This is a genomic window from Microbacterium sp. DT81.1 (genome assembly GCF_049844955.1).
Taxonomy (GTDB): Bacteria; Actinomycetota; Actinomycetes; order Actinomycetales; family Microbacteriaceae; genus Microbacterium.
This window is the reverse complement of sequence record NZ_JBNCMA010000003.1, coordinates 584180-606939: the sequence shown is the minus strand read 5'-3', so window position 1 is coordinate 606939 and position 22760 is coordinate 584180. Positions and strand designations below refer to the sequence as shown.

Here is a 22760-nt window from a genome sequence, read left to right as displayed (position 1 = left end):
GATTCGACCGCCGCGATCAGCTCCGCCGCCTCGACACCGTCGGCGCGGACGCGGGCTTTCTCGGTCGCGTAGTTGACTGTCGCCTCAACTCCGGGGAGCTTGTTCAACTTGCGTTCGATCCGCGTCGCGCAGGACGCGCAGGTCATCCCGGAGATCTCCAGCTCCACATCGAGCGCGCTCATGAAGGGCTGCCGGCGAGGGCGTACCCCGCCTCCTCCACCGCGGCACGCACGCGTGCGGCATCGATCGGTGCGGCGCTGTGAATGGTCACACGCGAGGAGCCGCCCGCGTTCAGATCGACCGACACGTTCTCGACCCCGTCGATCGCGGTGATCTCCTCTGTGACGCTCATCACGCAGTGCGAGCAGGTCATCCCGTCCACCAGAACATCCTGTGTGGTCGTTGATACGGCAACGCGCGTGTCGGTGGCGGACGCGGTGGAGCAGCAGCTGCATCCGGCGGCGGAATCGGTCAGGCCCAGGTCGGTGCGCTCGTTCGTGGTCATGATGGTGTCCTCTCGGTCGGGGGGTGTGGTTAGGAACGGACCAGGCGGGCGATCGCCTCGTTCGCTTCACGGATCTTCTCCGCAGCGACGGCGCCGCCCTCCGCGGTCGCTTCTGCGACGCAGTGCGACAGGTGATCGGCCAGCAGGGACAGCGCCACTGTTTCCAGCGCGCTGGTCGCGGCAGATACCTGCGTGAGGATGTCGATGCAGTACTTGTCGTTCTCGACCATCCGCGCGATCCCGCGCACCTGACCCTCCGCGCGGCTCAGCCGCTTCAGAAGGTCGTCCTTGTTCCCTGCGTACCCGTTCATATCTCGATACTATACCCCCCTAGGGTAATTTGGGCTGATCGCCACTGATCCCTTTGGTATTGAAAGGCGCTGGCGGAGGATGAGGGAATGAACATAGAGGTCCTGCACATCGAGGACTGCCCAAGTTGGATCGAAGCCGGGAGCCGCCTCAGCGAAGCGTTGGATGCGACCGGGTTCGGTGAGACGACCATCATGTACCGACTGCTCGGCACGTCCGCGGACGCAGCCCATGTCCCCTTCGCGGGTTCTCCGACCATCACGGTCGACGGCCAGGACTTGTTCCCCAGCGGTGGCCGCACCGTGGACCTCGCCTGCCGGGTCTATCTGACTCCCACCGGGCTGGCGGGACTCCCCACGACCGAGCAGCTCATTGCAGCGATCGACGCACGTGGACGCTGACGCGGCCGTCCGATGTTCCTGCTGCGGGCGAACCCTGCCCCGACGCAAAGTCCACGCGCTGCACGGCACCGCCGGATACGTGTGCCGGCGCTGCGGCCTATGGATCGCGCTACGGCTGCACAACGACCGACGCGCGGCCGACTGACCACTCGCCAGGCGAACGCGCGGACCTGCTCCCGACCGAAACGCTATGTCGTCGGGTGCGAGTGCCGGTGGTGGCTGTCGGGATAGTGCTCGTGCGTATGGGTGAGCTCCGTATAGCGCAAGACGATCCGCCTACGGGTCGCCGGCTTCAAGGTCAGGTTGACATCTTCCGCAACGATGACGCGGGTGTCAGATGGACATTTCTCGAGTCGATAGCCCGCTGTGATGCGGCCCCCGTGGACAATTCGTGCCGTTCCCTACACCGGGCATGCGGAGTGCCGGTGCCTGCAACCTCATGCCCGCCTCCCTAAGGCCGGATGAGGTTGAGGGGACCTACTTCACGGACCGCTATACGAAGGGCGACATGATCCTGAAGTTCGTTGACCATAGGACAGCATTCGCTACGTACGCGGCGGCAAACAAGTTTTCCGACGAGAAGGAAGCGGCGTGAACATGGAACTCGATATATCACGCGCACCGTTGGGTCACCTCGCCGCCTCGAGGCTTGTTACCGCAGTTGTCGCGGGAGACGATCCGTCACGGGCCGGAAGGGGATAGACGCCGCCAAGCCGAGGGTGAGAATCGATGTCAGTCCGAGCACCATCGTCCAAGCCCCGCGGGGATCCGTCACCGTGACCCTGCCGTCGCTGATCACCGTCGTCGCCAGGACGAGTGCGAGTGCAGCGACGAGCGACGCTCCCCCTGCCAGGACTCGCCCAACCAGCGGGCCCCGACCCGACACGCCGTATCCCAGCCCGATCCCGAGCAGCGCGACGGCCATCCCAGCGGTGCCGATTCCCCGCGACAACTGCGCTATCGCGCCGGGAACGGTGAGAGGAAGAACGCCGAGCACGAGCGGGGACAGGGCGAGAAGTCGCCAGTGCGGACGGCCGCCGGTCCGGCGCAAGTACTCGGCCCAGCCCAACAACGCACCGACGATCGCGCCACCGAGCAGTACCCCGACAAACGTCGCGTACCATCCGAACACCGATGCGCCGGGGCCAGGTATCTCCGCCATGAAGCCCCTCAGCCCGGCCGCCCACGCACACCCGAGCAGTCCCCCGACCGCAATACACCCGCTCGCTCGGCGTGGAGCCGTACTCCTCGTCGTCATGCTCGGACCCCCGCTTCGGGATCTGGCTGACCCGACCTCACCTGACGGCGCACGGTGCCGGCTGTGCCGTCTACGGTGATGGTCTCGCCGTCGCGAATCATGTCGGTCGCGCCGGCGACGGCGACCACCGCAGGGAGGCCGTACTCGCGCGCGATGATCGCGGGGTGCGAGAGCGCACCCCCCGCGTCGGCGACGAGCCCGCCGATCATCGGGAAGATGACCGACCACGACGGGCGCGTCCCGGGGCACACCACGATGTCGCCGGGCTCGATCCGGTGGAAGCTGGACTCGTCGTGGACGATCCGGGCCGTTCCGGTGACGCGGCCGGACGAGGCCGGTGATCCGTGGAGCACGCCGTCTTCATCTGCTCCGGCGACCGCAGTCATCATGATCAGGTCGCCCATGAGCATCTCGGCCGCGGTGGGCGTCCGCTCGGCACGGGTCAGAGCCGTGAACCGAGGTGCCGGTCCGGGGTCGTCGCCGTACGTGAACGGGCCGGGGTGGGCGATCGCCCATGCCCGCTCGCCCCGCCCGTTTCGAGCCTGCTCACGAGTGCTTGCAAGCGGATGCCGCGACCCGAGCGCCTGCGCCGCTTCGTCGACCGTGAGGTGGAACACGTCGACGGCGGCATCGAGCGTGCCGCGGTCGGCCAGCCGCCGCCCGGCCTCCAGCGCGGCATACCGCACGAGCGCGAGTGGGGCGTCAATGGTGAGGAACACGTTGTCGTCGCGAAGCCCGTAGACCTGCTCGGCGGCGGTCAGCAGACGGTCGAAGCGCGCGATGTGCGACGGCTTCAGCGCGGCCCGTGCCCTGTCGGCTGCACGACGCCGCCCCTCGGCCTGCGCGGCGGCGACGTCGACGGTGCCGGCGTGCGCCGCCGCAGCGATGAGCGCGTCCAGCAGCTGCGGCGACTCCGCGAGGGTCGGCTCGGCCACTTCGATGTCGAGCGCGCGGCAGCCGTAGAAGCCGACGAATCGCTCGTAGCCGTCGGCCCGCTCGGCGCTACCGTCTGGGAGCGCGGCGAGTTCCTCGAGCGCCCGTCCGGGCTCCGACGCGACGTCGGCCAGCCCGGACAGTAGTTCGAGAGCCTGCTCCGGGGTCCAGCCGAGTTCCGCGCGGCAGAATTCCACGAGCCCGTGGATGCCGAGCGAGTACGGCATCGCGAGCCGGAAGTGCAGCTCGGCGGTGCGGCGGATCAGCGCGGCCCGCGCCCGCAGTTCTGCGGCGAGCGCGGCATCGTCGAGCCCGCCAAGATCGACGTCCTGAAACGCCAGGATCTCGTTGCGCAGCGCACTCCGGAGGGTCGCGTCCCACTTCGTGAAGAGGCGGCCCGCGGCATCCGTCCTCATCGCCCGGCGCGCAGCACGCAGCTGCCGGCGCCCTTCGGCCGACAGCCGGATCAGGGTCGAGATCAGCCAGCCGGGAAGGCGCGGCGGTGTCTGGCCCGGCGCGGGCAGCGGCGCACCCACTGGCACGATCGTGAGGTAGTGCCAGCCGCCGATCCGTGCCCCGGCGAAGGTCGCGAGCATCCCGAACTCGCGGACCATCGGCGCCGTTGCGACGGTCTCGTCGAGCACGCTCACGGTCATCCGCGAGCGCGGCAGCCGGCCGTGCGTCGGATCGCGCATCCAGTAGCCGGGCGGCACGACGACCTCGACCGGGATCTGCTCGGCCAGCGCAGTGATCGGCCGCGACTGCAGCAGCCAGACCTCACCGCCCGCGACCGCCCACTCCACGTCCTGCGGGCCGCCCCGCGCCTGCTCGGCCAGCAGTGCGAGACGCACGAGCTGTCGGAGCGTCGCCCGATCGATCGGAGCGGCGTCCTCGGAGTCGTCAGCGTCCACGTCGGCGTGGGCCACAGTCCCGTCCGGGCGCCGCGGCAGGCGCACCCCCCACGGCGTCGCTTCCCCCGAGACGAGGGCTGCGCCGAGGCCCCCCACAGCCTCGACCGCGACGGTCGGCGCACCGGCGACAGGGTCGATCGTGAACGCAACGCCCGCGGCATCCGCCGGCACCATGCGCTGCACGATGACGCCGCCCGCCTCGCCGATCGAAGCGAGCACGGTGTCGACCGCCGAGGTCAGCGCGCCGAGGTCGCCTGCGGGCACGCTCAGCACCGTCGAGTAGGCGCCTGCTCCCGACGCGGTCGCGGCGTCTTCTCGCGGTGAGGACGAGCGAACGGCGACCGCCTTCCAGCCGTGCTCGCGGGCGACGGATGCCGCGGCCTCGGCGATCGCGGCGGCCGAAGCCCGGGGGGCCGCGGCGAACACCACACCGGGCGGCACCGGAAGGCCGGCGCCGAGCAGCGCGGAAAGACCCTCGGCCTTGCCGCCATGCTCCGCAGTCGCGGAGGCCAGCGGAATCGCTTCGATCGTTCTCATGACCTCATCGTCCGCCCGCGGCCAGCCTGCGGCATCCGCGTAGCCACGTACCTTTCACGGATCGGCCCTTCAGTGCTCCGGCGAGTTGTCACCCGGCGCGCCGAGCCTGGTGACGAGCCCCAGCCGCGAGTCGACCCCGAGCCGGCGGTACACGTGCTGCAGATGCGTCTCGACGGTGCGTTCGCTCAGGAACAGCCTGCTTGCCACCTCCGCGTTCGACATGCCGTCGAGGACGAGCTCGACGACCTCGGCCTCGCGCCTGGTCAGTTGGTCGGTGCCGCCGCGACGGCCGCCCACCCGCACCCCGAGCGTGCGCGCCAGGCGCCTCGCGCGATCACCCCAGTCGTCCAGACCCTGAGCGTCGAAGTAGTGCACGAGGTCGACGACGTGCGTGCGGGCCGCAGGATCGGCAGCCTCGGCGGCAAGCTCAGCCCACTCCAGACGGGTCTCGGCGGCAAGCCCTCGGAATCCGAGCCGTTCGAGCTCCGCGGCGCTCGCGCCCAGGCGGTCGGCCGCCTCGGGTCGATGCCGGGTCGGCACCAGACGCAGTGCCCGGATGCGCTCGGCGAGCGCCTCGGCGGGCGGGCTGCCGCCGATCCGATCGAGCTCGGCGAGGGCGAGGGCGACGGTCGCGTCATCGCCGGACTGCAGCCCGAGGCGTGCGAGCAGCACCGGCAGCAACAACCGCGACGACCCCTCGGTGCGCTCCAGGCGCAGCGCGACGGACGGCGGCACCGGCCCGCCGTCTCGCAGAGCAAGCTGAACGCGGGCGAGCTGCACGATCGCACCGAGACGCAGATTCTCGTCGAGCGGAAACGCGCGCGCCGCCTCCGCGAGGAGCGACTTCGCCCGGGCCATGTCGCCGCGCATGGCGCCGAGCAGGGCGACCCAGGCGACGCACCGCACAAGGCCGCGCGGAACCGGGGCGAGCCGGGTCATCGTGAGAGCCCGCTCGGCGCGCTCGGTCGCGTCGGCGATGTCACCCTGCAACAGCGCGACACTGGCCGCGTGCACCACGTTTGATGCTTCGACGATCCGCGGCACCCGGCCCGCGAAGTCGTACCCGTCGCCGTCGGCATGACGCAGTGCGGCGTCGAGATCGCCCTTCAGCACGCACAGGCGGATCAGCTCGCGTTCGACGCCGCCGTACAGGGTCGCCGAGGTGTCGCCGGCGATGCTCAACGCCCGCTCCGCTTCGGCCAGGGCCGCGTCGAGGTCGCCTGCGAGCGACGCGCGCACCGACCGCCCGAGCGCCGCAGCGCCGCGGTCGACCGCCTCAGCGTCGTCGCGGTCGAGCGCGACCAGTTCGTCGCACACCGCCTCCAGTTCGGCCTGGTCATCACCGCGATCGACGAGGAACAGGCGTATCACGATGTCGTCGACAGAATGCCGCGAGCCTGTCTCGTGCAGCGGCGGGATCTCGGAGTGTTGGCCCCTGTCGGCCCGGATGTACGTGCGAAACAGCTGGAGGTCGGCCACGGCCACCGGCGACGCAGAAGCGGCGAACCGCTCCGCACGGCGGAGCACCCGCTCGCCCCCGTCGAGGTCGCCGGCGTAGTACGTCGCCGCGCCGAGGGCGGACAGCGCCTCGAATGCCGCGGCCCGCTCTCGCACCGAGCCGCTCGCCGCCGCGGACTCGAGCAGGTCCGCAGCGATCGCGAGGTCGGCGACGGCGTCGAGATGATCGGATGCCGCGGTCCGGCGCTCCGCGGAAGCCGTCAGCACCGCGGCCGCGACCTCGACAGGCAGTCGGTCGGCCACCGGGCCGACGTGATCGGCGATCTCGCGCGGATCGACGCCGCCGAGCCGGGTGAGAGCCTCGACGTAGGCGACGTGGAGGAGCGCGGCGCGTCCGGCACCGAGCCGCGCCGCGATGACGTCGCACACGACCGGCACGGAGCAGCGCAGCCTGCTGGGCGCGGCATCGACGAATCCGGCCGCGACCAGCTCGGCGAGCGTCTCGTCGAAGCCCGCGCCGGACGTCGCGCGCTCTCTCGCCCAGACCCCCTCGACCGCCGCCGCCCGCGGCTCGGGGCCGCCGATCGCGATCGCTTCGAGCAGGCGACGTGCCGCCGGCGACAGGTCGGCGAGGAGATCGTCGACGGCGAGGCTCACGGCAGTCGCGGCGAGGTCGCCGTCGGTGCGCAGCACCGCGGCGAGCAGCCGAAGCCGACTCCCGCACGCGCGCCCCCATCCCGTCGCCGCCTCGACCGGAACGGAGTGCTCTCCGGGCGATGCCGTGGCCTCGCCCGCGGTCACGATCTCGACCGCCACCTCGGGCGCCAACGGATCCACGTCGACGACGCTCCACCCGTCGGCCCGCATCGCGGCTCGCTGAAGACTGGCGAGCGCCGCACCCCAGGGTGCGCGGCCCGACAGCACGACGAGCCCGGTAGCGGCATCCGCTGCACCGGACGACTGCTCGAGCGCGCGGGCGAGAGCCTCTAGATCGGGCGCGCGCTGCACGTCATCGATCCACTGCACGTCGTGAATCCACCTCGCTTCGATCCGCTCACTGGGCGCGTTCGCGAACGTCGACGGCGGAGCGGACGCCCCCCGCGCCTTCGCTCCCCGCAGCCGCAGCGCCTCCGCGACTGCCGCGGTCGTTCCCGCACCCGCAGGACCGCTCACGATGACCGTTCCGCCGCCCGCGCGGCCGGCGCGCTCGAGCGCAGCGCCGATCCGCGCGATGAGCGCGTCGCGTCCCAGAATCTGCGGCATGCCGGTCCCCTTGGCCTCGCCGACACGGTAGCGCGTGGGCGATCCGCGCGCACCGGGTCTCGTGCCGTGGATGCGAATTGCCGCTCGTCGCTCTTCGACGCTCTGCTCTGTCCCACTCATTCCCTATGACGCGCCGCAGATCCGATGTGCGCGGCCGCACCGGCATCCCCGTCAACATCCACTCGTCAGGGACCGTCTACACCAAGATGCCGCTGCCACAAGGGGTGACTTACGCCCAGAGGGTGTGTCAGATGGGGGTGGTTCAGCGGGCGACTCGGGGTGCACCACCCCAATCGCCACCACTGGGCCGACGTTCAGCCGTAGTGCTCAGATGACCCGCCCGCAGGAATGCCCGATGATCGCCACCGAAACGGGGCACCGAGTCAGTCAACGCGGCTCTACCGCCGCGGCGCGATAGTTCACGGGTGTCTCCGGCGGTCGCGCCGTGAGCATCTCGTCGCGGTAGCGCCGTTCGTGCGCGCGTAGCCTTCGCAACCGAACGACCGTGATTGGTCCATTGACCACGAACTTGAGCGCGTTCCACAGGCACAGCAGCACGAGCAAGTTGATCCAACCCGGCGCGCCGCCGGCTATCCACTGCGCGAGTCCGGCGGCGATCACGATGTAGACGACGGCAAGTAGCATCGCCGGCACGCCCCACTTGAGTCCGCGGCGAGTGTGAGTCGCCCGGATCAGGATGTTCGTCGGCATGCTCTGCTGGAAGAACGCGTAGATGCGACTCACGAATGCGATGAGCAGTTGGAACATGGTCCAGGCCTCTCCTTCAGGCGTGGGGCTGGTGCTGCGCTCAGGGTACGCCCGCATCTCGGTGCGCGGATAGAACCCTTGACTAAAGGCTGTGGACGGGCCGCGAGCGACGTGGCGCCCCCTGGGGCTGTGCAGGAGTGGCAGCCTGCGATAGCCAGATCGCGCGATCACGCGCCACGCCTGCGGCCGCGGCATCCATTCGCTGGTTCGGCGAGGTCGCGGGACCACCGAGCGCGTCATCCTCGAAAACGCCGTAACGGTCACGGTAGGCCGCGACGATTCTGGCCTGGTGACGCCAGGCACCCGCTCGTGCCGGATCAACGGGGATGCGCCCGAGCGACGCAATCCAATTCTCCCGTGACGTCAGCGCGGCCTCGACCAGCACCGTCGCACGCGCCTCGATGAGGTGTGCCCGTTCGTCGAGGGCACGCCGCATGTCGGCATCCATCCCCCCCATCGCCGTAGGGATGAGACCGGCGATCAACCGGCGTCCGCTCCCCCGCGAACTGCCGGTCGACCTCTGAGCCAGAACTCGCTCGAGACGTTCGTGGAGCACGGCTGCGGCATCCTGAGCATCTTCGAATCCGCGCGCAGAAGCGAGACGCGGGAGCAATGCGTCGACGTCGTGCCCGAGCGCTTCGGCTCGTCGAAGGCCAGCAGTCAGGGCACCGAACGCGTCCGAAGCAATCGCGGACTCGGCCAATGCGGCTGGAAGTCCACACTCGTGGATGAGGTTCGTCCACCGTGGCCGTTGTGCGGACGACGCGATCGTCGCGTACTCGGCCGCGAGTTGCGCGATCGATCCCCAACTCTCCTGCTCGGCGACGAGCGTCTCGTGTGCCGAAAGTTCGGCTCCCACATGGCCAAGCACGCCCAAGAGGACGTCGCGGGCCGGCACATCCGAACGACTACCGGGGTGACGCGCGGAGTGATTGTCGTCGGGACGAGATGTGACCACGTAGGCAGTGTTCGATGCTCTCCCCCGCGTCATCGCGACGTACAGGTTCTCACGCGTCGTTCCAGGCTCGATGACTGCGTGCGCCGTATCCGTCGTGATTCCCTGCGCGCGGTAGGCGGTGACCACGTAACCGAGGTCGACATTCTCAGCCACATACTCGGCCGGCAGCCAGAGCGGTCGAGCCCCGACGCGGTCAATGGCTCGCACGCGCATCGAGCCATCGCGACGAACCGCCACCACCCTCCATCGGGAACCGTTGCGCACCCAAATGCTTCCCGATCGCAGTCGGCGGTCGTTCTTACGGGTGATGACGACGTCGCCGACGGATGCTGCCGCGTCATCGCGCAGCGACGCTTCGGCGCTGGCATCCACGACCCCGGAAAGGATCAGCTCAGCGCGCGCACGTCGATTGAGTGCACCGACCGCTTCCCCCGGGTCGGCGACGAGCACCGACGATAGGCCGGAGGCCATGTCTTTTAGCCACGCGCTGTAGGCCGCATCGGACATTGCATCGGCATCGCCGCCAACGATCCTGTCGTGCGCGCGGTATGCATCCAGGGCTCCCAGTCGCCCATTGCGGAGGTCGAGGGACGCGTCCTTCTCCCACGCGTGCCGGAAGCGATGGACGTCTGCGAGCTCGGGAGCATTGGGACGTGCTTCGACCAGCATTCGGAACGCGCCGCCTGCATCGACCGACTGCAATTGCGCCCAGTCCCCCACCAGGAGCACCTTCGCGCGTGCGTGCATGGCTTCAGTACAGATGCGGTCAAGCGTTAGCGTTCCGGCGAGGGATGCTTCGTCGATGATGACGAGCTGGCCGGCGTGCATCGACGCGTGCCCTTGGCGATTGTCGTGCAACCACTTGGCCGTGTTCTCGGTGGCGATACCGAGGTCGTCGGCAAGTTCGCGAGCGGCGGCAGCGGAAGGCGCGAGCCCGATGACCGAGCCGCGCCCGTGCTCGTGCTCCCACGCGAGCCGAAGGGCATGCATCGCCGTCGTCTTGCCGGCACCAGCCGGGCCGATCAAGACATCGAGCTTGCGGGATGAGGTTGCGATCGAATGCAGGGCATTGCGCTGATCCTCGCCGAGGACGATCCCGTGATTCCGGCGCACTCGCTCGGCGTGCTCAAGGTTTGCAGCGCCGACGATGGGACCGTGCGTCGCGTGCGAGGCCGCGAGCAGTCGCTCCTCCGCGTCTAGGAGAGTGATCGATGAGTATCGCTCGGAGTTCCTCGGACGGAAGACGCTCGTGCCATCCGCACGTCGGAACTCGGTGGGCGAGAGCGCAAGTTCGGGCGATGTGAGCCGAATGGAGCGTTGCTCCGCGGCATCCGTGATCATGCCGACGATCGCCTCGCGGTCCTCGGTTGCGATGAAGCGCCATCCCATCGTCTGCCGCGCAGCTTCGGTGTACAGGTTCCAGTGGCCCCACGTCGACCGGCGCTCGCTTGCTGCCTCGACCACGCGGGCGGCGAGTTGATTCAGGATGCCGTGCGACACGTCCTCGGCGCGCAACAGCATCGGAGCATCTGACTCTCGAATCACGTCTCGCGCCCAGGTTGTCGAGTCGCGTCCGAGCAGTCGAGTGGCGCGAATGCGCCACTCGTGCGTGAGATCCGCGAGCGATCGGAGGTGCTTGTCGGGGCGAGTCGACAGCGTCGCCTGCTGACGCAACCGGATGACCGTCACCTTCGACGGTGCGCGACCGTGCGTGGCACGGTACTCGTCGATGAGCCGGTCCTTCTCAATGTCGATGTGACGCGAGCGCGACGAGAACTCGGCTACGAGATCCTCGGGAACGGTTGCGATCGCCCAGACGGGGTTGCGATCGGCTTGACGCTCGCGCCGCTCCCACCCGACGCCGAGCGCACGCGTCAGGTGGTCGGCGAACACGGCGTTGTGCAACTCGGAGAGCGCCACGGTTGCCGCGTGCATTGGTCGCCCGTCGAGCGAGCGCCACTTGCCGTCGAACACCGTGAGCACCTTGTTGCTCACAACGACGTGCGTGTGCAACTGCGGGTCGCCCGCGCGCGAGTCGAAGTGGTCGAAGGCGACGGCGATGAGTCCTGTGACTTCCACCTGTGCGACAGCGCCATCTCGCCCCGCTTCGCCTGCGCGCGTCGCGGCGAGTTCCCGCTCCATGAAGGCCAACACGTCGTCGATCGCCTTGTGATGCGCTGCGGCGATCCTCGCCTGTGTATCGGCATCGGCGATCGCCCAGACCACGGATGCCGATTTCGGGAGCGAGAAGGTGAAGTCGTACCCGGCCACAGCGCGGCGGCGGACCGTGAGCGTCGGTACGGCGGGTTCGCCCGGCGGATCGATTGGGTGACCTGGACCTGCCGCGGATGCCGCGTACTCCGGATATGCCCGCCCGAGCGGCGCTCCTGTACCCGGGTCTCGACCCATCCCCAAGAGCAACTCGAGTTGGGCTTCGGACACCCGCGACCCCGCCTCGATCCGGCCACCGGCAATAGCCGGCAGCCCGCTTCCGAGCCACCGTCCGGGTGGTGTCCCGGCTTCGGCGTAGTAGCGCGTCAGTGGGGTAGAGAGAGGCCGATCGCCATCGGCCGCGGCCACAGTGCGGAGAAGGTACTTGTAGCCATCCCCCGCGCTCATCACCCTCATCGACACCGACACCCGGCACCACCCCTCCTCCTGTCGGAGAGGTGCGATATCGCGCCCGCGTCACCGAGCGCGAACCTCGATCTGCAAGACGTGTGGAAGCTGACTGGCTTGGCGGGGATAACGACGGCGGTAGGGGCCCGTCCTGGGTGGCCCGGTCGGGGCGGAGCGCTCTGCCGGCGACAGCTTTCACCTCGACGTTCAGAGGCGCTCAGAGTCGTTCAACTGGACGCGACCGAGATGCAAGGGTGCTCACGCGGTCCGGACGCGCGCGCTGGTCCTCACCACGCATCGGCCTCCGCTGACACTCATAACCGCGATCGGGGGCGTGGCGGCGCCGTAGACGCTGGGCCTACCGAAAGGCGGGGATATTCGTCCTCGGTGAGCTTGTCGCCCCATTCGGTCTGGGGTTAATCGCTGCCGTCGGCATGTGCTTCCCACAGCGCGAGGCGGCACATGAAGTTATTGGCCGTGGCCTCATGCCAGTGCCACTCGCCAGGTGGCGTGTACACGTGTCGCCGGGCCGTAGCTGGATGACTCGACGCCGCGGGTCTGGACGTAGCCGTAGCCGCCGCCGACGACTTGAGGCTGCACAACGACTCGCCTCCACGTCCGCTCCTGCCGCAGGGATGCTGTAGTCAAGGATCATCTAATGCCAGCGGGACGCCACATCCGTCGCCTGATTGACGAACGGGTCACCCCACGGCCGTGCCATGGCGACTCCGCTGGCCGTACACCCATTCGCTGTGTTGGCCGGGCTTCCGGGTTCGGGAGGCGCATCGGCTGAAAGTTCGCGGCCGTAACTACAATCGCTGGGCTCGTACGCTAGTGAGAGCTCCCCGTCATCTCGTGACGCGGCCTTCCCAGCATGCGATGACGCAGCCCTTCCCAGCATGCGATGACGTGAGAGCAGGTGGAATGTAGTTTCATCTGCACAGTCTCGGCTGTATAGTCAGTGTGTGCTGACTATTACAACCCGTCTTGACGTGATGAACCGTCTTGGCCGGGCGATGGCGGACCCGACTCGATCGCGCATTCTGATGATGCTGTTGGAGGGGCCCTCCTACCCGGCGGTGCTCGCCCGGGACCTCGAGCTGACCCGCTCGAACGTCTCCAACCACCTCACCTGCTTGCGTGACTGCGGCATTGTCGTTGCCGAGCCGGAGGGCCGGCAGACCCGGTACGAGATCTCTGACCCGCACCTGACGGCCGCCCTCACCGCACTCGTCGACGTCGCCCTGGCCGTCGACGCGGACGCCCCGTGCCTGGACCCGTCCTGCACTGTTGCTGGTTGCTGTGAGGTCACCGCATGACCACGCTGACGCCTGGTCGTCGGGAGCGGCTGCACCGACGTGTGCGGTTCATCGTGGCGTTCACGATCTCGTATAACGTGCTCGAGGCGATCATCGCGATCACCGCCGGTGTGCTGGCATCCTCGGCAGCCCTGATCGGATTCGGCCTGGACTCTGTGGTCGAGGTCCTTTCCGCGGTGGCCATTGCGTGGCAGTTCACCCGAACTGACCCGGAGCGGTGGGAGAAGGCCACGGTCCGGGCGATCGGCCTGGCGTTCTTTGCTCTCGCCGCTTACGTCAGCATTGACGCGATCCTCAGTCTCGTTTCTCAGGAGGGACCCGAGCACAGCCCGCTCGGGATTGGGATCACAGCGCTCAGCCTGCTGGTGATGCCCCTGCTGGCGTGGTATGAGATCCGCACCGGACGCGAGCTCAGATCAAAGAGCGTCCTCGCTGACGCTCGACAGTTGCTGCTGTGCGTCTATCTCTCTGGCGCCGTTTTCATCGGCCTGGTCCTCAACAGCCTGTTCGGCTGGTGGTGGGCAGACTCAGTCGCCGCCCTCGTCGTTGCGGCCCTCGCCGTTCGTGAAGGCATCGAAGCCTGGACCGGCGAGGTCGAATCACCCTTCGAAGTCCTCAGCGAAATGAAGGAAGAGTAGCCGCGAGAGAGGGCTAATCGAATGTTGATCCGCGTCGGCTGTCGAGCGGCGTCCGCCGCGACCTGTGGCGTTCTCCGGGAACCCGTCACGGAACAAACATAGATCGGTTCGTCGTACATCCAGCCACCGCGATCACGCGGTCACTGGGAGTCGCGCGTTGCGCAGATTCAGTGTCGGTAAGCTCTCTCGTGATGCACCCTGCGACGCTCCCCCGTCTTCGCGCGCACGAGCATCGGGTTCGGCTGACAATGAGAATCATTACCGCCCTCCTGTTGCTCTTGACGCTGGGGGCCGCGGCGAGCGCGCATCACGATATTGACCTGGTCGTGGCGGACGCGGGAACAGTAGTTGTGGAAGCGGCCACGGGGGTGCCGGCGGCCGATGCTGCGGTGGCTGGCGTTTCCTCGTCAGATGCGGCTGCGATGACGCTGACGACGGTGTGCGTGTTCATCGTCGTGTGTTGCGTTCTCCTCGCGGCGGCCCGTTTCATATGGCAGCGGGTCGGCCGGGGGCTGCCTCTGCTTGTTGCGCCCCGCGGCTCTCCGGCGCAAGCGCCGCCGCCACCCTTCTTCTCCCTGCGTCCTTCTCTGTTGCAGTTATCGATCAGCCGCACCTGATTCGCGAGCCCTTCGCGGGCTCCGACGCGCCCCTCAGTGGGTTTTTCAGTGTGTACCGGTTGTCGTTTCTTGAGGAGTGTTGTGAAGAAGTACATGATCCCGCTGCTGTTGTCGGCGGCCGTTGTCCTGGCGATTATTGTGTTCGCTGCCGTCATGGTTTTCATCGATCGCGCCGCTCCTGCCGAGGAACCCGCGGGTCCGCCGCAAACCGTTCGTGAGGATTCGCACGTGCTGGATGACGGCGGAGACGGCGCTGTGACCGTGGTGGAGTTCCTTGACTTCGAATGCGAAGCGTGCGGGGCCGTGTATCCGTATGTGGAGGACCTGCGGGAGCAGTACGCCGGGGAGATCACGTATGTGGTCCGGTACTTCCCTTTGCCGGGCCATTACAACTCCACGAACGCAGCGGTCGCCGCTGAGGCGGCAGCACGCCAAGGCAAGTTCGAGGAGATGTACCACGCGCTGTTCCAGTCGCAGTCGGAGTGGGGTGAAGCGGGCGAATCCCGCGCGGAGCTGTTCCGCTCCTTCGCGGAGCAGATCGGGTTGGACATGGCCGCGTACGACCGTGACGTTGCCGATCCTGAGACGACTGCTCGTGTGAAGGCGGACCTCGCCGAAGGGCAGGCGCTCGGTGTGTCCCGTACGCCGACGTTCTTCATCAACGATAAGCCGGTTGACCTGCGGAACTGGGCGGATGTCACCGGCGCCATCGACGCGGAACTCGCGCAGTGAACGCCGCAATCGACAACATCCCCGCGGGGCTCGAGCTGCTCGCCCGCGCGAGCGGGTCCGCGGTGAGCACCGCCCCGCATGTGAGGAAGGACGCCGGTCATGGGTGAAGGACACAGTCACGCCGGAGCCAAGACGCCGCGCTCCAGGTTGCTGATCGCGTTCAGCATCACCCTGTCCGTCTTCGTCATCGAGGTCATCGGCGCGATCATCACCGGCAGCCTGGCGCTGCTAGTGGATGCGGTGCACATGCTCACCGATGTGATCGGGCTCTCCTTCGCTCTGACAGCAGCACATCTGATGGATCGACCCCCCTCAGACCGGCACACGTGGGGGCTGAGACGTGCGGAGGTCCTCGGCGCCCTGGCGCAGGCGACGCTGCTCCTCGCCGTCGGGATCTTCGCGCTCGTGGAGGGCGTCCGTCGATTGTTCGAGCCACCGGAGATCGCCTCCGGCAGCCTGCTGCTGTTCGGAATCATCGGTCTGGTCGCGAACATCATCTCGTTGCTTGTCCTCAGTAGTGGGCGGTCGGAGAACCTGAACATGCGGGCCGCGTTCCTGGAGGTCCTCAACGACGCGCTCGGCTCGATCGCGGTGATCATCAGCGCCATCCTGATCGCCACGCTGGGCTGGTATCGGGCCGACGCGGTCGCCGGGATTCTAATCTCTCTGCTGATCATCCCCCGCACGCTCGTGCTGCTTCGAGCGAGCGGAAGTGTGCTTTTGGAGACCACCCCGAAGGGCTTGGACCTCGCGGAGGTACGGCGGCACATTCTCGAGCTGCCTCACGTCGTCGCGGTACACGACCTGCATGCGTCCCATATCTCTACCGACCTTCCGGTCCTCACGGCGCACGTGGTGGCCGAGGACGACTGGCTCGGCGCCGGCAATGGCGGCGATCTGCTTCGCCAACTTCAGGCATGTGTGTCGGAGCACTTCCCGATCAGTGTCGAGCACTCCACTTTCCAGATCGAACCCGCAAGCTACCAAGAGGACCACCTGCCCCATGGCTAGACCGATCCGCGGCATGCTCGGCACCGCCGCCGCACTCACCTTCGCTGTCGCCGTGGTGACCGGCATGGCTACTCCCGCTGCCGCACATGACGATCTGGTGTCCTCCACTCCCACGGGCGGGGAGACGGTGACGGAAGCGCCCGCGTCGGTGTCGCTGACGTTCAGCGGTGACCTCCTGGATGGAGGAGCGAGCGCCGTCCTGATCGAGGTGACAGACGGGGCCGGCACCGTCGTGAACGAGGGCGACGCCGCGATCGAGGGCGCCACCGTCACCCAGCCGGTCAGGACCGGGCTCCCGGCCGGGGACTACACCGTCACCTGGCGGGTGGTGTCCAGCGATGGGCACCCGATCGCCTCGGACTTCCATTTCTTCATCGCTGAAGCTGCCGCACCGGCCGTGGCCCCGACGCCCTCCCCGTCGGAAACGACGACACCTACGCCGTCGAACACGCCGTCAGCGTCCTCGGCTAGCGAGTCACCGAGCGGGTACGGCGGCCAACCCAGTGGCGGTGGCGAGGTCTTCCCGATTGCGCTGCTCACCGGCATCGTGGTGGTGCTGGGGGTTGCTGTCGTGGCCGTTCTGGGCCTGCGGCAGAAACGGCGCGACCAGGATGCCCGCGACGCGGCCCGCGAGAAGCGAGCGGCCGACGATGCCTAGGGGCGCGCTGGGGATTGCTCTTGCTGTCGCCGGGGCGGGCTTGATCCTGGATCAGGCAACGAAGGCGATGGCGACCGCGTGGCTGCACCCCACGGAGCGGATTCCCCTTCTCGGCGATTTGCTGGCCCTCACACTGGTGTACAACCCGGGGGCGGCGTTCTCCCTCGCCGCCGGCAGCACCTGGATCCTGACAGTGCTGGGTGTCCTCGCTGTTGGGGTGGCCATCTGGTACGCGACACGGCTGCGGGGCATCTGGTGGGGCATCGCGCTGGGGTTGATCCTCGGCGGAACCATCGGGAACCTGATCGACCGGCTAATGAACCCGCCCGCCTTCGGTCAAGGCCACGTCACGGACTTCCTCGCCTACGGCGATCTGTTCGTGGGCAACGTCGCCGACATCCTCCTCGTGGCGGGATTCGCGATGATCGCGATGATCGTCATCCTGAGCCGATCACCCCGGGACGGTGAACCGGACCGAGAAGACACCCCTGAGCGGTTGGACGTCGCCTGTGAGGGGCGACCGTGACCACCGGTGCATTCCGGCCCCGACGTGCGCTTGCGTTCCGACGACACGCGACCGCCCTGGCGACCACCGCGGTCCTACTGCTCGCCGGGACCGGATGCGCCGCTGATGACCTCGCCGGGCAGTACCGGGATGGCACCAACAAGGGGTACATCTCCGGGGACGGCCGGATCGTGGAGATCCCGGCGGGTGAGCGGGGCGACGCCGTCGAATTCGAGGGCGTCACCGAGAACGGAACCACGGTCACCAGTGACCAGTACCGTGAGCAGGTTCTGGTGGTGAACTTCTGGTACGCGGCGTGCGGTCCCTGCCGTGTCGAAGCACCGCATCTGCAGGCGGTCTACGAGGAGTTCGCCGGCGCAGGGGCAGACTTCCTGGGGATCAACACGTACGATCAGCCCGCCACCGCCTCCTCGTTCGCGGAAACGTACGGGATCACCTACCCAAGCGTCATCGATGTCGAAAACGGTGCCGCGAAACTCGCGTTCGCGCAGGTCGCCCCGGTGCAGGCCACACCCACCACTCTCGTGCTCGACCAGCAGGGCCGCGTCGCAGCCCGCATCTCCGGCCCTATCGATTCCCCCTCCACGCTGCGCACCATCGTCAAAGACCTGATTCAGGAGGGGCAGTAGTGGAGCCCGGCGCGATCGTCTACGACGGAGCCCTTCTCGCGGCGATTCCCATCGCCGTGCTCGCCGGACTGTTGTCCTTCCTGTCTCCGTGCGTGCTTCCCCTGGTCCCGGGATACCTCGGCTTCGTCTCCGGCATGGCCGCCACCAACCCGGTCGGTGCCGGCCGGGACGAGGGCGCGGGCACGGTTGTGGCGATACGGTTCCGGCTGATCGTGGGGGTGCTGCTGTTCATCGGCGGGTTCACCGCGGTCTTCCTCGTCGCGTTCGTGATCACCGGGGCCGCGGGCCTGTACCTGATGCAGTACCGCGACATCCTGATCCGCATCGCCGGAGCCTTCGTGATCGTGATGGGCCTGGTCTTCATCGGCGCGTTCGCGCAATTCCAGCGCACCCTCCGGCCCACCATCCGCACCAACCTCGGCCTGGCGGGTGCCCCGCTCCTCGGCGCCGCGATGGGCATCGGGTGGGCGCCGTGCATCGGCCCGACCCTCGCCACGATCCTGGTCATCGCCGCGAACACCGGCGACATTCCCCGCGCAGCGACCCTGGGGTTGGCGTATTCACTCGGCCTGGGCATACCGTTCCTGCTGATCGCTCTCGGCATCGGCTGGGCCAGCAACGCGATGACATTCGTCCGCCGGCACATCCGCACCATCAACCTGATCGGTGGGATTCTGCTGATCGTCCTCGGCGTGCTGATGATCACCGGAGTGTGGACCACGGTGATGTCCTACCTCGGATCCCTCGCCGCCAGCGTCCAACTCCCCCTCTGAACCCCCTCCCCCAACTACTGCACGAGCGGAGCCGCACATGGCAAAAGCGTCGACACGTCCCCCGTCCCAGTACCAGCGGAACGCGTTCGCGCCGAGCATCATCGCCGCGACAGCCTGCCTGGTCGGGATCGCCCTGGTCGGCCACGAGTACTACCTCGGGGTCCGATTCGTCATCGCCATCCTGGCGCTGATCATCGGATGGTTCGCGGTGCAGGCCCGGCAATGGTGGTGGGTGCCGGTCATGCTTGCGATCGCCGTCGTGTGGAACCCGCTGTACCCCTTCCCGTTCGCGGGAACCTATTGGGACGGGGCACACATCCTGGCCGCGGCGATGTTCCTCGCCGCGGGCGCGACCATCAAGACCTTGCGAGAGCCGCCGCAGCAGCGATGACCACGAAGGAAGAGCTCGACGCGCGGTACGGCCGCGGCCCGCGCCGCGGCCGTCGCCTCGCGTTCTGGATCACCGTTGCCGTGCTCGCCGCCGCAGCCGTCGCCACCCTCTCCTGGGTGACCATCTCCAACTCACTCAACGAAGTCAGCTTCGACAACACCGGCCACGAGATCATCGACGACCGCACCGTGAGAGTGTCGTTCCAAGCCACTCCACCGGCCGGCGCCGCGTTCGCCTGCGCCATCCAAGCGCTCGACGAGGACTTCGGCATCGTCGGGTGGCGCGTCCTCGAATACCCCTCGCTCGAGGAAAACGCTCGCGCGTTCGTCGAAACCATTCCCACCGTCGCCCGAGCAACGACCGGCACCGTGCACTCCTGCTGGGTGACCTAGTGCGTCCCATCAGAGCACGGACATCCGGCAGGCGCGCCCCTACAATCACGCACATGACGCAGCCCGATCCTAAGACTGAGCTGATCCGCACCGCATTCGCTACCGAGCAGGCGGTGTACGGCGTCATCCTGGTTTCGGGAATGATCGTCGTCTCCGGAACCGCCGAGTCGACGTCGTGGACAGTCTTCTGGACGGTCCTGGTCACCGTGGTGGTGTTTTGGCTTGCCCACGTGTACGCGGGAACCGTCGCCCACCACGGACTCGATCACGGTCGCGTTCTCGGAATCCGGGAGTCGTTCCGTCAGGCCCTCGCGCAGTCCTGGGGCCTACTCGCCTCCGCTCTCATCCCATGCACGATCCTCCTCCTCGGCGCGACCAAGGCGGTACCCGACCCGGTGGCGATCTGGGCGGCCCTGTGGACTGGGGTGGTGGTGCTTGGGGTCCTCGGCTATGCCGCGTTCCTTCGACGCGGAGCGAGCTGGCCGATGCGAATCGTCGGTGCCGTCAGCACGGCCGGTTTCGGAATGGTGATGATCGCGCTCAAGAGCATCATCCACTGATTCGGCAGGCTGACAGGCATGATGCCCAGCTCTTCGTTCTGCTTGCAGCGAGCTTTGCCACTCCGATCGCCATCGGCACTGGACTGGGGCTGCGAAACAACCCAATATATGGGACTTCCCAGAAGACGCCACCTCCGGCGCGGCATACCGTTGAGATCTGGAATGTGGGCGCTCCGCGCTGGACGGATCGCCGATGCGAGGGGGGTCGCATGAACCGGGTCGTGACAGCGGCTCCGTCGGCGTCGACGTCTGCGCGCGAGAAGCTCGCCGGTGCCTGGCCCCGCCTCGCCCGGGGTAGGGCTGGGTCTTCGCTCGCGCAGACGCCGCGGGTGCGTCGGGGCGCCGAGCTCGGCCTCACGGTCGGTGTCGGTGTCACCGTGCTCGCCGCCCTTCTGCCACTCCTCCGTGTCATCTCGCCGGGGTGGTGGGCGCTGGGGACACTCACGGTAGTCGCGCTCGTGCTGGCCGCCGGTTACCTAGCCCGGCGCTTCGCCGCACCCGCGGTTGCGGTGACTCTCGTCGAGGCGGCGGTCTGGCTGGTTCTGCTCACCATCCTGTTCGGCCGCAGCACAGCCCTGCTCGGCGTGATCCCGACCCCGGACACGTTCCGGAGCGTCCCTCTCTTGCTGGACTCGGCTGTCCAGGAACTCGCTCTGGGTGCCGCGCCGTTGGATGCCGGCGTGCCCCTGGCATTCCTCCTGATCAGTGCTGTCGGTCTGCTCGCCATGCTCATCGATCACGTCGTGCTGTCCGCGAGGTTGCCGCTCGTGGCCGCAGTGGGGCTGATCGCCGTGTCGCTGATCCCTGCGATGGCGGTGCCGAGCGACGTGGATGTCACATCCTTCGTCCTGCTCGCGGCAGGCGTTCTGTTCCTGCTGCGCGCCGAAACACGGACCCGCGAATCCCGGCGGCTGGCAACGACTGCTACCCCATCGGGGGTGTCCGCGGTGGCATCCGGCATCGGCGCGATCGCCGTCGTCGTCGCTGTCTCGGCCACACCGCTGCTGCCCGTGGCGGAGGCGCAGCCCGGCGCCGGCTTGGGCTTCGACTCCCCAGGTAACTCCATCGACGCGTCGCTCGAACTCGGCAGCGACCTCCGCCAGCCCCGCGACTCCGAGGTACTTCGCCTGCGCACCGACGCGTTCACCACCCCCTACCTGCGGGTAGCGACCGTCTCGCAGTTCACCGGACGCAGATGGATTCCGGACGCCACTGCCGTCACGCCGCTTTCCGATGATCTCGACGAGGTCATCGTTGCCGAGAACGTGCGGGTCACCGAATACACCACGTCCGTGGAAATCATCGATCTGACCAGCCAATGGCTCCCCGTGGCCTATCCCGCCGTCGAGGTCACGGGTCTGGACGGTGAATGGTCCGCCATGCGCGAGAACCGCACCGTGGTGAGTGAGGACTTCTCGTCGAACCGGCAGACCTACGACGTGGTGACGCACGTGCCGCGACCGACGCTGGAGCAGATACGCGCCGCCGACGCGAGACTCGGCGCCGCCCCCGATGAGACCACGTCGGTCCCGGATCGTGTCCCGGGGATCGTCGGCGACCTTGCCCGGGAGGTGACCGCCGGAACCACGACGGACTACGACGCGCTCGTCGCGCTTCAGCGCTGGTTCCGCGGTGGCGAGTTCGAGTACTCCCTGGAAGCCCCGGTGGAGGAAGGCTTCGACGGCTCAGGGTTGCAGGCGATGGAGAAGTTCCTGCAGGTCCGGTCCGGGTACTGCGTACACTTCGCGGCCTCCTTCGCTCTGATGGCGCGCATCCTCGACATGCCCTCGCGTGTGGTCGTCGGGTACCTGCCCGGAACATCCACGGGCGAATCGATCGACGGCCAGACGGTCTACTCGGTGATGAGCTCTCAACTGCACGCATGGCCAGAGGTGTACTTCGAGGGCATCGGCTGGGTTCCCTTCGAGGCCACCCCCGGCCGAGGAGTTCCCACCACATTCGCGCCGGCATCCGTGCCGCTCGCTCCCGACGGCACCGATGTCGACCCCAACCCGACCGACGACTCGAGCCCGGCGCCGTCGCCGTCGATCGTCCCCGGACAACCGGGCGGACCCCCACTCACCGGCTCCTCCGGGTCCGAAGGCACCGCCGTGAACCCCCTGCCCGGACTTGCTGCCGGGCTCTCGATCGCCCTCCTGCTCGCCATCCCGGCCCTCCTTCGCGAGGCACGACGGCGCACCCGGATCTCCGCCGCACGCGCAGGCGACGCCAGCGCCGCGTGGCGCGAACTGCAGGACACGGCGCTGGACCTCGGCATCCCCGTTCCGGCCAGCGAAACGCCCCGCGCACTCGGCGCCCGGCTCGTCAGCGGCTACCGCGCACCCCACGACGCTGTCGCAGAGCTGGTGCAGAGCATAGAACGAGCCAGCTACGCCCGCGGCGGCCAACGCCAGTTCGGCCGCGGACCGCAACTGGCCGACGCCGTGCTGGCAGCACGCGCCGCCATGCTCGCCGGGGCCAACGGTCGACACCGGATGGTCGCAGTCGCCGCGCCGCGCTCGCTTGTCATCCGACCCGGGTCCGTCTACGCCGGTGGCGCAGTGCCGGCTCCCTCATCAACCTAGGCCGGTACA

Annotated in this window: 22 protein-coding genes; 14 read left to right on the top strand and 8 right to left on the bottom strand. The window is 68.1% G+C overall.

What is annotated here, in order from left to right; all coding sequences use genetic code 11:
• From ACLQ2Q_RS11460 to ACLQ2Q_RS11450, 3 genes are all read right to left on the bottom strand, one after another.
• On the bottom strand, positions 1-182 hold a 182-nt coding region (locus tag ACLQ2Q_RS11460), incomplete at its 3' end, for a cation transporter (RefSeq protein WP_425820556.1).
• The gene (locus ACLQ2Q_RS11455; RefSeq protein WP_425820555.1) at positions 179-505 is read right to left on the bottom strand and encodes a heavy-metal-associated domain-containing protein; all 327 of its coding nucleotides are present in this window, start codon (positions 503-505) and stop codon (positions 179-181) included. The genes ACLQ2Q_RS11455 and ACLQ2Q_RS11460, both read right to left, overlap by 4 nt.
• 29 nt (positions 506-534) lie before the next feature.
• Positions 535-816, bottom strand: a complete 282-nt coding sequence (locus ACLQ2Q_RS11450; RefSeq protein ID WP_214465560.1) for a metal-sensitive transcriptional regulator — start codon at positions 814-816, stop codon at positions 535-537.
• Positions 817-903: 87 nt separating this feature from the next.
• Here ACLQ2Q_RS11450 and ACLQ2Q_RS11445 point away from each other — a divergent pair, with 87 nt between their 5' ends.
• Entirely contained in the window at positions 904-1215 is a 312-nt protein-coding gene (locus tag ACLQ2Q_RS11445; protein WP_425820554.1) for a thioredoxin family protein, read from the top strand.
• Between the two features lie 652 nt (positions 1216-1867).
• On the opposite strand, the gene ACLQ2Q_RS11440 is transcribed toward ACLQ2Q_RS11445, so the two are convergent.
• The 5 genes from ACLQ2Q_RS11440 to mobF all read right to left on the bottom strand — a co-directional run bounded on the left by ACLQ2Q_RS11440 (position 1868) and on the right by mobF (position 11920).
• Complete coding sequence (locus ACLQ2Q_RS11440) at positions 1868-2377, bottom strand: hypothetical protein (protein WP_425820553.1); 510 nt, start codon at positions 2375-2377, stop codon at positions 1868-1870.
• A 92-nt stretch (positions 2378-2469) separates the two neighbouring features.
• A complete protein-coding gene (locus ACLQ2Q_RS11435; RefSeq protein ID WP_425820552.1) occupies positions 2470-4854 on the bottom strand; it encodes a PEP/pyruvate-binding domain-containing protein in 2385 nt (794 codons plus the stop codon).
• Between the two features lie 69 nt (positions 4855-4923).
• Complete coding sequence (locus ACLQ2Q_RS11430) at positions 4924-7575, bottom strand: LuxR C-terminal-related transcriptional regulator (protein ID WP_425820551.1); 2652 nt, start codon at positions 7573-7575, stop codon at positions 4924-4926.
• Positions 7576-7962: 387 nt separating this feature from the next.
• The gene (locus tag ACLQ2Q_RS11425) at positions 7963-8343 is read right to left on the bottom strand and encodes a sulfate permease (RefSeq protein WP_425820550.1); all 381 of its coding nucleotides are present in this window, start codon (positions 8341-8343) and stop codon (positions 7963-7965) included.
• Between the two features lie 82 nt (positions 8344-8425).
• Positions 8426-11920, bottom strand: coding sequence for a MobF family relaxase (gene mobF / locus ACLQ2Q_RS11420; protein ID WP_425820549.1), 3495 nt, complete (start codon positions 11918-11920; stop codon positions 8426-8428).
• A 965-nt stretch (positions 11921-12885) separates the two neighbouring features.
• Between mobF and cmtR the strand changes: the two genes are divergently transcribed.
• From cmtR to ACLQ2Q_RS11355, 13 genes are all read left to right on the top strand, one after another.
• Positions 12886-13239: a Cd(II)/Pb(II)-sensing metalloregulatory transcriptional regulator CmtR gene (cmtR, locus tag ACLQ2Q_RS11415; protein ID WP_425820548.1), complete on the top strand. Its 354-nt coding sequence runs from the start codon at positions 12886-12888 to the stop codon at positions 13237-13239.
• Positions 13236-13877 (top strand): cation diffusion facilitator family transporter, encoded by a 642-nt coding sequence (locus ACLQ2Q_RS11410; RefSeq protein ID WP_425820547.1) that lies wholly within the window; start codon positions 13236-13238, stop codon positions 13875-13877. The genes cmtR and ACLQ2Q_RS11410 overlap by 4 nt, the downstream gene beginning before the upstream one ends.
• 248 nt (positions 13878-14125) lie before the next feature.
• Complete coding sequence (locus ACLQ2Q_RS11405) at positions 14126-14494, top strand: hypothetical protein (RefSeq protein ID WP_425820546.1); 369 nt, start codon at positions 14126-14128, stop codon at positions 14492-14494.
• Between the two features lie 93 nt (positions 14495-14587).
• Positions 14588-15226 carry a DsbA family protein gene (locus ACLQ2Q_RS11400; protein ID WP_425820545.1) on the top strand — a complete coding sequence of 213 codons (639 nt, stop codon included), beginning with the start codon at positions 14588-14590 and terminating at the stop codon, positions 15224-15226.
• 99 nt (positions 15227-15325) lie between these two features.
• Positions 15326-16237 carry a cation diffusion facilitator family transporter gene (locus tag ACLQ2Q_RS11395; protein ID WP_425820544.1) on the top strand — a complete coding sequence of 304 codons (912 nt, stop codon included), beginning with the start codon at positions 15326-15328 and terminating at the stop codon, positions 16235-16237.
• Positions 16230-16895, top strand: coding sequence for a copper resistance CopC family protein (locus ACLQ2Q_RS11390; RefSeq protein ID WP_425820543.1), 666 nt, complete (start codon positions 16230-16232; stop codon positions 16893-16895). The genes ACLQ2Q_RS11395 and ACLQ2Q_RS11390 overlap by 8 nt, the downstream gene beginning before the upstream one ends.
• Positions 16888-17421: a signal peptidase II gene (locus tag ACLQ2Q_RS11385; protein WP_425820542.1), complete on the top strand. Its 534-nt coding sequence runs from the start codon at positions 16888-16890 to the stop codon at positions 17419-17421. The genes ACLQ2Q_RS11390 and ACLQ2Q_RS11385 overlap by 8 nt, the downstream gene beginning before the upstream one ends.
• Entirely contained in the window at positions 17418-18050 is a 633-nt protein-coding gene (locus ACLQ2Q_RS11380) for a TlpA family protein disulfide reductase (RefSeq protein WP_425820541.1), read from the top strand. Before ACLQ2Q_RS11385 ends, ACLQ2Q_RS11380 begins: the two co-directional genes overlap by 4 nt.
• Positions 18050-18823: a cytochrome c biogenesis CcdA family protein gene (locus ACLQ2Q_RS11375; RefSeq protein ID WP_425820540.1), complete on the top strand. Its 774-nt coding sequence runs from the start codon at positions 18050-18052 to the stop codon at positions 18821-18823. The genes ACLQ2Q_RS11380 and ACLQ2Q_RS11375 overlap by 1 nt, the downstream gene beginning before the upstream one ends.
• Before the next feature lie 37 nt (positions 18824-18860).
• Entirely contained in the window at positions 18861-19214 is a 354-nt protein-coding gene (locus ACLQ2Q_RS11370) for a DUF6804 family protein (RefSeq protein WP_425820539.1), read from the top strand.
• Entirely contained in the window at positions 19211-19606 is a 396-nt protein-coding gene (locus tag ACLQ2Q_RS11365) for a DUF4307 domain-containing protein (RefSeq protein WP_425820538.1), read from the top strand. The genes ACLQ2Q_RS11370 and ACLQ2Q_RS11365 overlap by 4 nt, the downstream gene beginning before the upstream one ends.
• 53 nt (positions 19607-19659) lie before the next feature.
• On the top strand, positions 19660-20166 hold the full coding sequence (locus ACLQ2Q_RS11360; protein ID WP_425820537.1) for a hypothetical protein: 507 nt from the start codon (positions 19660-19662) through the stop codon (positions 20164-20166).
• Between the two features lie 209 nt (positions 20167-20375).
• Positions 20376-22751 carry a transglutaminaseTgpA domain-containing protein gene (locus tag ACLQ2Q_RS11355; protein WP_425820536.1) on the top strand — a complete coding sequence of 792 codons (2376 nt, stop codon included), beginning with the start codon at positions 20376-20378 and terminating at the stop codon, positions 22749-22751.
• Positions 22752-22760 lie beyond the last annotated feature (9 nt).

Bases quoted from the DNA above. Each gene is read 5' to 3' on its own strand.
- ACLQ2Q_RS11425 (WP_425820550.1), bottom strand. From the start codon at position 8,343: ATGTTCCAACTGCTCATCGCATTCGTGAGTCGCATCTACGCGTTCTTC.
- ACLQ2Q_RS11390 (WP_425820543.1), top strand. From the start codon at position 16,230: ATGGCTAGACCGATCCGCGGCATGCTCGGCACCGCCGCCGCACTCACC.
- ACLQ2Q_RS11430 (WP_425820551.1), bottom strand. From the start codon at position 7,575: ATGCCGCAGATTCTGGGACGCGACGCGCTCATCGCGCGGATCGGCGCT.
- ACLQ2Q_RS11440 (WP_425820553.1), bottom strand. From the start codon at position 2,377: ATGGCGGAGATACCTGGCCCCGGCGCATCGGTGTTCGGATGGTACGCG.
- ACLQ2Q_RS11445 (WP_425820554.1), top strand. From the start codon at position 904: ATGAACATAGAGGTCCTGCACATCGAGGACTGCCCAAGTTGGATCGAA.
- ACLQ2Q_RS11385 (WP_425820542.1), top strand. From the start codon at position 16,888: ATGCCTAGGGGCGCGCTGGGGATTGCTCTTGCTGTCGCCGGGGCGGGC.
- ACLQ2Q_RS11395 (WP_425820544.1), top strand. From the start codon at position 15,326: ATGGGTGAAGGACACAGTCACGCCGGAGCCAAGACGCCGCGCTCCAGG.
- mobF (WP_425820549.1), bottom strand. From the start codon at position 11,920: ATGAGCGCGGGGGATGGCTACAAGTACCTTCTCCGCACTGTGGCCGCG.
- ACLQ2Q_RS11355 (WP_425820536.1), top strand. From the start codon at position 20,376: ATGAACCGGGTCGTGACAGCGGCTCCGTCGGCGTCGACGTCTGCGCGC.
- ACLQ2Q_RS11360 (WP_425820537.1), top strand. From the start codon at position 19,660: ATGACGCAGCCCGATCCTAAGACTGAGCTGATCCGCACCGCATTCGCT.
- ACLQ2Q_RS11410 (WP_425820547.1), top strand. From the start codon at position 13,236: ATGACCACGCTGACGCCTGGTCGTCGGGAGCGGCTGCACCGACGTGTG.
- ACLQ2Q_RS11405 (WP_425820546.1), top strand. From the start codon at position 14,126: ATGAGAATCATTACCGCCCTCCTGTTGCTCTTGACGCTGGGGGCCGCG.
- ACLQ2Q_RS11435 (WP_425820552.1), bottom strand. From the start codon at position 4,854: ATGAGAACGATCGAAGCGATTCCGCTGGCCTCCGCGACTGCGGAGCAT.
- ACLQ2Q_RS11400 (WP_425820545.1), top strand. From the start codon at position 14,588: ATGATCCCGCTGCTGTTGTCGGCGGCCGTTGTCCTGGCGATTATTGTG.
- ACLQ2Q_RS11455 (WP_425820555.1), bottom strand. From the start codon at position 505: ATGACCACGAACGAGCGCACCGACCTGGGCCTGACCGATTCCGCCGCC.
- ACLQ2Q_RS11370 (WP_425820539.1), top strand. From the start codon at position 18,861: ATGGCAAAAGCGTCGACACGTCCCCCGTCCCAGTACCAGCGGAACGCG.
- ACLQ2Q_RS11450 (WP_214465560.1), bottom strand. From the start codon at position 816: ATGAACGGGTACGCAGGGAACAAGGACGACCTTCTGAAGCGGCTGAGC.
- ACLQ2Q_RS11365 (WP_425820538.1), top strand. From the start codon at position 19,211: ATGACCACGAAGGAAGAGCTCGACGCGCGGTACGGCCGCGGCCCGCGC.